Origin of the sequence: uncultured Friedmanniella sp. (assembly GCF_964244285.1) — a bacterium.
Lineage (GTDB): Bacteria > Actinomycetota > Actinomycetes > Propionibacteriales > Propionibacteriaceae > Microlunatus.
Map to the genome: position 1 here is coordinate 76,448 of NZ_CAXTHT010000011.1, position 7,144 is coordinate 83,591.

Annotated in this window: 9 protein-coding genes; 5 read left to right on the forward strand and 4 right to left on the reverse strand. The window is 71.5% G+C overall.

Annotation, left to right across the window (positions count from 1 at the left end):
• Positions 1-2: 2 nt before the first annotated feature.
• The 3 genes from cysT to ACFE7W_RS18565 are packed head-to-tail and all read left to right on the forward strand — an operon-like array spanning position 3 to position 2,683.
• Complete coding sequence (gene cysT / locus ACFE7W_RS18555) at positions 3-863, forward strand: sulfate ABC transporter permease subunit CysT (RefSeq protein WP_375426309.1); 861 nt, start codon at positions 3-5, stop codon at positions 861-863.
• Complete coding sequence (locus ACFE7W_RS18560; RefSeq protein WP_375426310.1) at positions 856-1,689, forward strand: sulfate ABC transporter permease; 834 nt, start codon at positions 856-858, stop codon at positions 1,687-1,689. The genes cysT and ACFE7W_RS18560 overlap by 8 nt, the downstream gene beginning before the upstream one ends.
• A 22-nt stretch (positions 1,690-1,711) precedes the next feature.
• Entirely contained in the window at positions 1,712-2,683 is a 972-nt protein-coding gene (locus ACFE7W_RS18565) for a sulfate/molybdate ABC transporter ATP-binding protein (RefSeq protein ID WP_375426311.1), read from the forward strand.
• 64 nt (positions 2,684-2,747) lie between these two features.
• On the opposite strand, the gene ACFE7W_RS18570 is transcribed toward ACFE7W_RS18565, so the two are convergent.
• Together ACFE7W_RS18570 and ACFE7W_RS18575 are read right to left on the reverse strand one after the other, a co-directional pair.
• Positions 2,748-3,326, reverse strand: a complete 579-nt coding sequence (locus tag ACFE7W_RS18570; RefSeq protein ID WP_375426312.1) for a beta-class carbonic anhydrase — start codon at positions 3,324-3,326, stop codon at positions 2,748-2,750.
• A 100-nt stretch (positions 3,327-3,426) separates the two neighbouring features.
• Positions 3,427-3,927 (reverse strand): DUF4395 domain-containing protein, encoded by a 501-nt coding sequence (locus ACFE7W_RS18575; protein ID WP_375426313.1) that lies wholly within the window; start codon positions 3,925-3,927, stop codon positions 3,427-3,429.
• A gap of 182 nt (positions 3,928-4,109) precedes the next feature.
• On the opposite strand from ACFE7W_RS18575, the gene ACFE7W_RS18580 reads away from it, so the two are divergent.
• Both ACFE7W_RS18580 and ACFE7W_RS18585 read left to right on the forward strand, forming a co-directional pair.
• Positions 4,110-5,201, forward strand: coding sequence for a fatty acid desaturase family protein (locus ACFE7W_RS18580; RefSeq protein ID WP_375426314.1), 1,092 nt, complete (start codon positions 4,110-4,112; stop codon positions 5,199-5,201).
• Positions 5,202-5,374: 173 nt separating this feature from the next.
• Positions 5,375-5,698, forward strand: coding sequence for a hypothetical protein (locus tag ACFE7W_RS18585; protein ID WP_375426315.1), 324 nt, complete (start codon positions 5,375-5,377; stop codon positions 5,696-5,698).
• A gap of 14 nt (positions 5,699-5,712) precedes the next feature.
• On the opposite strand, the gene ACFE7W_RS18590 is transcribed toward ACFE7W_RS18585, so the two are convergent.
• Together ACFE7W_RS18590 and ACFE7W_RS18595 are read right to left on the reverse strand one after the other, a co-directional pair.
• Positions 5,713-6,567 (reverse strand): hypothetical protein, encoded by an 855-nt coding sequence (locus ACFE7W_RS18590; RefSeq protein WP_375426316.1) that lies wholly within the window; start codon positions 6,565-6,567, stop codon positions 5,713-5,715.
• On the reverse strand, positions 6,564-7,144 hold a 581-nt coding region (locus ACFE7W_RS18595; RefSeq protein ID WP_375426317.1), incomplete at its 5' end, for an RNA polymerase sigma factor. The genes ACFE7W_RS18595 and ACFE7W_RS18590, both read right to left, overlap by 4 nt.

The window sequence follows — 7,144 nt, forward strand, 5'->3', positions numbered from 1 at the left end:
GCGTGAGCGCCCCCACCCTGACGCCCGCCGCGGCCCCCGCGGCGGGTCGTCCGCGGGCCAGCGCACCCCAGGGCGTGCTGCGGCTGGGCGCCGGCTCGGGACTGGCGCTGGGCCTGGCGGTGCTCTGGATGAGCGTGCTGGTGCTGCTGCCGCTGGTCGCGGTGCTGGTGAACTCCACCACCGACGGGGTCAGCGGGTTCGTCGACACCGTGACCAGTCCGGCCGTTGCCGCGGCGATCCGGCTGACCGTGGCCACCGCGGCGGCCGCCACGGTGGTGAACACGCTGATGGGCACGCTGGTCGCCTGGGTGCTCGTCCGGGACCGCTTCTGGGGTCGACGGCTGCTCAGCCTGGTCATCGACGTGCCGTTCGCCCTGCCCACCATCGTCGCCGGGCTGGTGCTGATCGCCCTCTACGGCAACAAGAGCCCGTTCGGCATCGTGCTGGCCCAGACGCGCTGGTCGATCTTCGTCGCCCTGCTCTTCGTGACGCTGCCCTTCGTCGTCCGCGCCGTTCAGCCCGTGCTCGAGGAGCTGGAGCGCGACGTCGAGGAGGCCGGCGCCTCGCTCGGGGCCAGTCGGCTCACGATCTTCCGCCGGCTGATCCTGCCCAACATCGCCCCTGCCATGGCGGCCGGAGCCGCGCTGTCGTTCGCACGTGGGCTCGGCGAGTACGGCTCGGTCGTGCTGATCTCCGGCAGCCTGCCCAGGCGTACGGAGGTGGCCAGCGCCCGGATGCTGGGCCAGATCGAGAACGACAACCTGGCGGGCGCCTCGGCGGTCGCGACGGTGCTGCTGGTCGTGGCCCTCGTGGTGATCGTCGGCCTCGGCGTGGTCCAGCGACGGACGGCTCGTCGTGGCTGAGAGCGGGACGGCCACCGCCACCGCCACGGGCACGAAGTGGGCACTGCGGCTGCTCGCCGTGGGCTACGTCGGCGTCCTGGTCGTGCTGCCGCTGGTGGTGATGGTGGGCCGCACGTTCGAGGACGGCGTCGCCGACTTCGTGGAGTCGGTCACCTCACCGGAGGCGGTCTCGGCGGTCTCGCTGTCGTTGCGGGTCGCGGTGATCGCCGTGGCGGTCAACACCGTCTTCGGCCTGACCGTCGCCCTGTTGATCACGCGGTACCGCTTCGCCGGCCGCACGGTGCTGAACGCCCTGATCGACCTGCCCGTCTCGGTCTCGCCGGTGATCGCGGGCCTGGCGCTGATCCTGGTCTACGGCAAGAGTGGCTGGTTCGGCGGCATCCTGCAGACCCTCGGGGTTCAGGTCATCTACTCCGAGCCGGGGATCGTGCTGGCCACCTGCTTCGTGTCGCTCCCGCTGGTGGTGCGCGAGCTGATTCCTGTCTTGGAGGAGATCGGGCTCGAGCAGGAGCAGGCCGGCCGGGCGCTCGGGGCAAGTGCCTGGCAGCGGCTCTGGCGGCTGACCCTGCCGAGTGTGCGCTGGGCCCTGGCGTACGGGGTGGTCCTCAGCCTGGCGCGGGCACTCGGTGAGTTCGGAGCCGTCCGGGTCGTCGCCGGCAACGTGCTCGGCTCCACCCAGACCATGCCGCTGCTGGCCGCCCAGCGCTACGCCGACCTGGACGAGAACGGCGCGTACGCGATCAGTTTCGTCATGGTCGCCATCGCCATCCTCTGCATCGTCGTCGTCGCGCTGCTGCGGCCCCGCGACGACCCCGACCACCGTTGACCAACCTCTGAGGAGCGACGCCATGGGCATCCAGGCCTTGAACATCTCCAAGCGCTTCGGCGATTTCGTGGCGCTCGACGACGTCACCGTCGACGTCCGCAGCGGCCAGCTCACGGCCCTGCTGGGGCCGAGCGGCGGTGGCAAGTCCACCCTGCTGCGGGTGATCGCGGGCCTCGACTCCGCGGATTCCGGCACCGTCCGGATCGAGGGCGAGGACGCCACCAGGCTGCCACCGCAACAGCGGGGTGTGGGGTTCGTCTTCCAGCATTACGCGGCGTTCAAGCACCTCAGCGTCTTCCGCAACGTGGCCTTCGGCCTGGAGGTCCGGCACCGCCCCAAGGCCGAGGTCCGCCGTCGCGTGTACGAGATGCTCGAGCTCGTCCACCTCGACCAGTTCGCCGACCGGCTGCCCGCCCAGCTCTCCGGCGGCCAGCGCCAGCGGATGGCCCTGGCCCGCGCGCTGGCCGCCGAACCGAAGGTGCTGCTGCTCGATGAGCCCTTCGGGGCGCTCGACGCGAAGGTCCGCAAGGAGCTGCGCGACTGGCTGCGCCGGCTGCACGACGAGGTGCACGTGACCACGATCTTCGTGACCCACGACCAGGAGGAGGCGCTCGAGGTCGCCGACGAGCTGGTGGTGATCAGCGCCGGCCGGGTCGAGCAGGTCGGCAGCCCGAACGACCTCTACGACCGGCCCGCGAACGAGTTCGTGATGGAGTTCCTGGGTCCGGTCACCCGGTTGGACGGGCTGCTGGTGCGTCCCCACGACCTCGACGTCTTCGACAGCGAGCGACCGGGGACGGTCGCGGCCGAGGTGCTCCGGCTGCAGCGGATCGGCTTCGAGGTCCGCGCCGACCTACGCAGCGCCAGTTCGTCGTTCTGGGTCCAGCTGACCCCCGGGCAGGTCGACGCGCTCGACCTGGGCCCCGGGTCGCGGGTCTGGGTCCGGCCCAGCCGTCGGGCCGCCGGCATCGGGGCACCCGTCCCCGTGTCCTGATCCGTCGACGATCCTCCCCCGCGTGCGAGGGAGGATCGTCCGCCTTCGGGTGCGGCAGCCGGTCTCAGTCGGCGCGGCCGGCCTCGGTGGCCTCGGGCACCTCGACCAGCCGGCCGGTCTTGACGTCGTAGAGGTAGCCGTAGACCGGGATCGACTTCGGCACCAACGGGTGCGCGCGGATCCGGCTGACGTCGTCGACGACGGCGCCGCTCTGGTCGGCGATGGTGAGCCAGTCGATGTCGTGACCCGCGTCGCTGCCGGGCCCGGCACCCACGTCGGTGAAGCCGTCCGGGCCGAGCGCGGCAGTCTCCAGACTCGAGTCCAGCAGCCCCGCGATGACGTCGTTGGTGAAGAACTCCATGCCGCAGTCGGTGTGGTGGACGACGAACCACTCCTTGGTGCCGAGCAGCTTGTAGGAGATGACGAGGCTGCGGATGGCGTCGTCGCTGGCGCGGCCGCCGGCGTTGCGGATGACGTGGGCGTCGCCCTCGCTCAGCCCGGCGTAGCCGGCCGGGTCGAGCCGCGCGTCCATGCAGGTCAGGATGGCGAACCCCCGCGCCGGCGGCAGCGCGAGCCCGCCGCGGTCACCGAAGCCGGCGGCGTACGCCTCGTTGGCCGCCAGAACTTCCTCGAGCACCGACATGTGTTCTCCTCGTTGATCAAGTCGATTAAACCTAGGTGCAGTGTAGGGAAGACCTGCTCGTCCTGCCGGGTTCACCAACACACGGCTGGGACGGCGACGCTCAGCTGGTCGAGCGGCCGTAGCGCGCCCAGACCGAGCTGCACTCCTCGCAGGTCTCCTGGCTGATCAGTCCGAAGCGCATCAGCTGGCCGAAGAGCCAGCAGCCGGCGCAGAAGCCGAGGACGGACTCGAGCAGCGCGAAGAGCAGCAGCACCACCAGCAGCGCACTCGCGAGAACCGTCTGGCCCATCCCCAGTCCGAGCACTGCAGCCGCGGAGGTCAGGACGAGGCCGATCACCTGGGCGAAGCGCTTCGGCGGGCCCGGCACGAACCGGGGCATCCCGAGCCGCGGGGCCACCACCGTGGTGGCGAACCGGCCGAGCAGGCTGAACCGGGGTCCAGACAGCGCGCGGGCCGCGAACCCCAGCACCAGCAGCAGGATCAGGCCCTGGGCCCCCGTGAGGATGGTGATCACCGTCAACAGCGCGACACCGCCCGCGACGACCCGGGCCGCCAGGTCGTTGACCGGGTTGGGGAAGGTCGCCCACGTCGGCAGAGTCATGCCCTCGAACGTAGCCGAGCAGTCGATACCTGCGCACTGCCGTCCATTTCCGTCACGGGCGGAGCGGGGCCGGCCACCCCGAGGGAGGTCGGCAGGTCCGGCCGGCCCGCCTACACTCGAGTCACCTGTTCCAGAGCTTCCAACCCGGCTTCTCGTCGAGGACCGGTGGAAAGCACGGACGAATGTCTTCTCTGACCGCGCCCGCAGGGCGCCCCGTTCCCGGTCGGGGCACCGGCCACCGCATCACCCACACCTACACCGCGCTGGCGCAGGCCTCGCGCGAGCTGGGCCTGCAGGGCCGGACCCGTTGGTTCTACGTGCTGCTCTTCGGCGGCCTGGTCGCCGCGCTCGGCGGCGCAGCCACGGGGCTGATCCTGCTCGGGGACTCGTGGCTGCAGCTGCTCATCGCCGGCGCGCTCGGGCTGATCTTCACCCAGTTCGCTTTCCTCGGCCACGAGGCTTCCCACCGCCAGGTGCTGGCGTCGGGTCCGGCGAACGACCGCGCCGGACGGGTACTGGCCACCCTGTTCGTCGGCATCAGCTACGCGTGGTGGATGAGCAAGCACAGCCGGCACCACGCCAACCCGAACAAGCTGGGCAAGGACCCCGACATCGAGATCGACACCGTCTCCTTCGTCGAGGAGGACGCAGCCAGCCGGACGGGTGTGATGGCCTGGTTCACGCGTCGCCAGGGCTGGTTCTTCTTCCCGCTGCTGCTGCTCGAGGGCGTCAACCTGCACATCAACTCCCTCCGCGGTCTCTTCCGACGCGGCAAGGTCGAGGGGCGGTGGCTCGAGCTCGGACTGCTCGCCGGTCGCTTCGCGATCTACCTCACGCTGTTGTTCTGGCTGCTGCCGCTGGGCCTGGCCTTCGCCTTCCTCAGCGTCCAGCTCGCCGTGTTCGGCCTCTACATGGGCGCCTCGTTCGCGCCCAACCACATCGGGATGCCGATCGTCCCGCGCGAGGCGAAGCTGGACTTCCTGGACAAGCAGGTCCGCACCTCGCGCAACGTCGCCGGCGGCTGGTGGGCGACGGTGCTGATGGGCGGTCTGAACTACCAGATCGAGCACCACCTCTTCCCGAGCATGCCGCGGCCGCACCTGGCCAAGGCCCGGCTGCTGGTCCGCGAGCACTGCCGTGCGGCTGACGTCCCCTACACCGAGACCTCCCTGCTCGCCGCCTGGGCGATCGTGGTCCGGCACATGAACCGGGTCGGGCTGTTCGCGCGCGACTCCTTCCAGTGCGCCATGGTCGGTGAGCTCCGCGGGCGCTGACCCGCTCCGGGCGGTATCAGGGCACCTGCTGGGCGCTCCTGCCTGATGGAGCCGGCGACGCCGGTTCTCTTCGAGGAGGCGCCAGGGATGGAACGAGTTCTGATCGTGTACGCGGCCTCCGCCGGGGAGATCGCGCTGGTGGTCGGGAGCAGCTCTGCCGCGCGAGCCTCGGGGTGGACGTCCGCGCCTGCGCTCGGGCCGGGACGCCTGAGGACTACACAGCCGTGGTGGTCGGCAGCAGCAGCCGTGGTGGCCGCTGGGCCGTCGAGGCCACCGACTACCTCAGCCGGTACGCCGCCGCGCTCGCCGAGCGTCCTCTGTGGCTGTTCGAGTGCAACGACCTGGACGCTGTCGGCGGACCGGGCGGCCCCGGGCCCTCCCCAGACGGGTCAGCAGAACTGGCGCGGTTCGGTCCCGGCGACTTCGGCCGGGCCCGGGAGTGGGGCTTCGAGCTGGGCTGTCGAATCCGGCCGCTGGTGGTCTCCCTCCAGCGCTGACCCAGACCCTCACGTCAGCCCGCCGCCCAGGGCGTCAGCTCGGCCGCGGCCTCCGCGTCGCCGGGACTCGGCGGGACGGAGACGTCCCAGAGCGGGCTCGTCGCGATCCGGGTGACGTCGGCGGTGTCGAACATGTCCGACCGGCCCGCGACGGTCACGACCACCCCGTCCTGGCGTTGGAAGGTCGCCATGGAGACCTGCTCGCCACGGATCGCGCAGCACCCGTTCGCGGTCAGGGCGACGCCGGTGACCAGCGCCTGCCCGGGCCCGGGGACGCTGGCGCGGCACGAGGTCAGCCACTTGCCCGTGCAGCCGAGGACGCCGTCAGGGTCGGGTGGCGCCGTGGTTCCCCGCGTGGCCGTGTCCAAGGTGACCGAGACGTCCGCGGCCGCGATGGACACGGGCTCCGTCGTGACGTGTCCGTCGTCGCCCAGCCGGATGCGGGAGGTGTGGCCGTCGAAGCTGAGATGGGCCTCCACCTGAGTGCTGTCGTCGTCCTGGCCGTACTGGTCGGTCACGTTGCCGCCCGTCAGCCTGATCAGGTAGAGCGCCGCGGTGTGAGCGTCGATCAGGGAGCCGGACGGTCCGGGCGCCGGGCTGGACAGACCGGACGGCGGCCCCGCGGGCCCGGCCAGGCGGTCGCTCGAGGTGCGCGCCGTCGACAGCCCGACAGCCCCCAGCCCGACCAGGACGACGACGACCGCCGCGGCGACCAGGGTGACCACCAGGCGACGTCGACGCCGGCCGTCCACCCAGACGACGCCAGCCAGCAGCGCCTCCACGTCGGGCTCGACCCCGGCCATCGAACGGCGCAGCGTGCTGACCGCCCACCTCTCGTCGGCGGTGCGCTCGAGGCTCGGGTGGTTCATCGGAGGTTCCTCTCGGCGATGGGGGTGTGGGTGGCCGACCCGGCAGGCGCCGCGGTCGATGCCGGTTCGAGCAGATGGCGCAGCCGGACCAGCGCCCGGGCACTCCGGGTGCGGACGGCGCCCGGAGTGGTCTCCAGCAGCGCCGACACCTCGGCCACGCTCAGGTCCTCCCAGTAGCGCAGCACGACGACGGCACGGTCGGCCCGGGAGAGCTGGCCGAGTGCGCGGAACAGGTCCACCCGATCGGCCAGGTCGACGTCCGCGGCCGCGTCGTGCGGCTGATCGGCGACGTCGGCGACCACGAGCTCGGTCGAGGCCCGCCGCCTCCGGCTGCTCAGGAACTCATGGGTGACCGCCCGCCGCAGGTAGGCCTGTACGTGGTCGACCTGGTGCCAGCGGCCGGCCGCGAAGAAGTGGGCCAGCACGCTCTGGACGAGGTCCTCGGCCTGCTGCCAGTCCCCGCACAGCAGCAGGGCGGCCCGGAAGGCGCCGTGCACCTCCGGCCGCACCAGGTCCTCGAACTCACCTGTCCCCGCACGCCGTTCAGCCGTCATCGCTTTCCTCGTCACTGGATAGA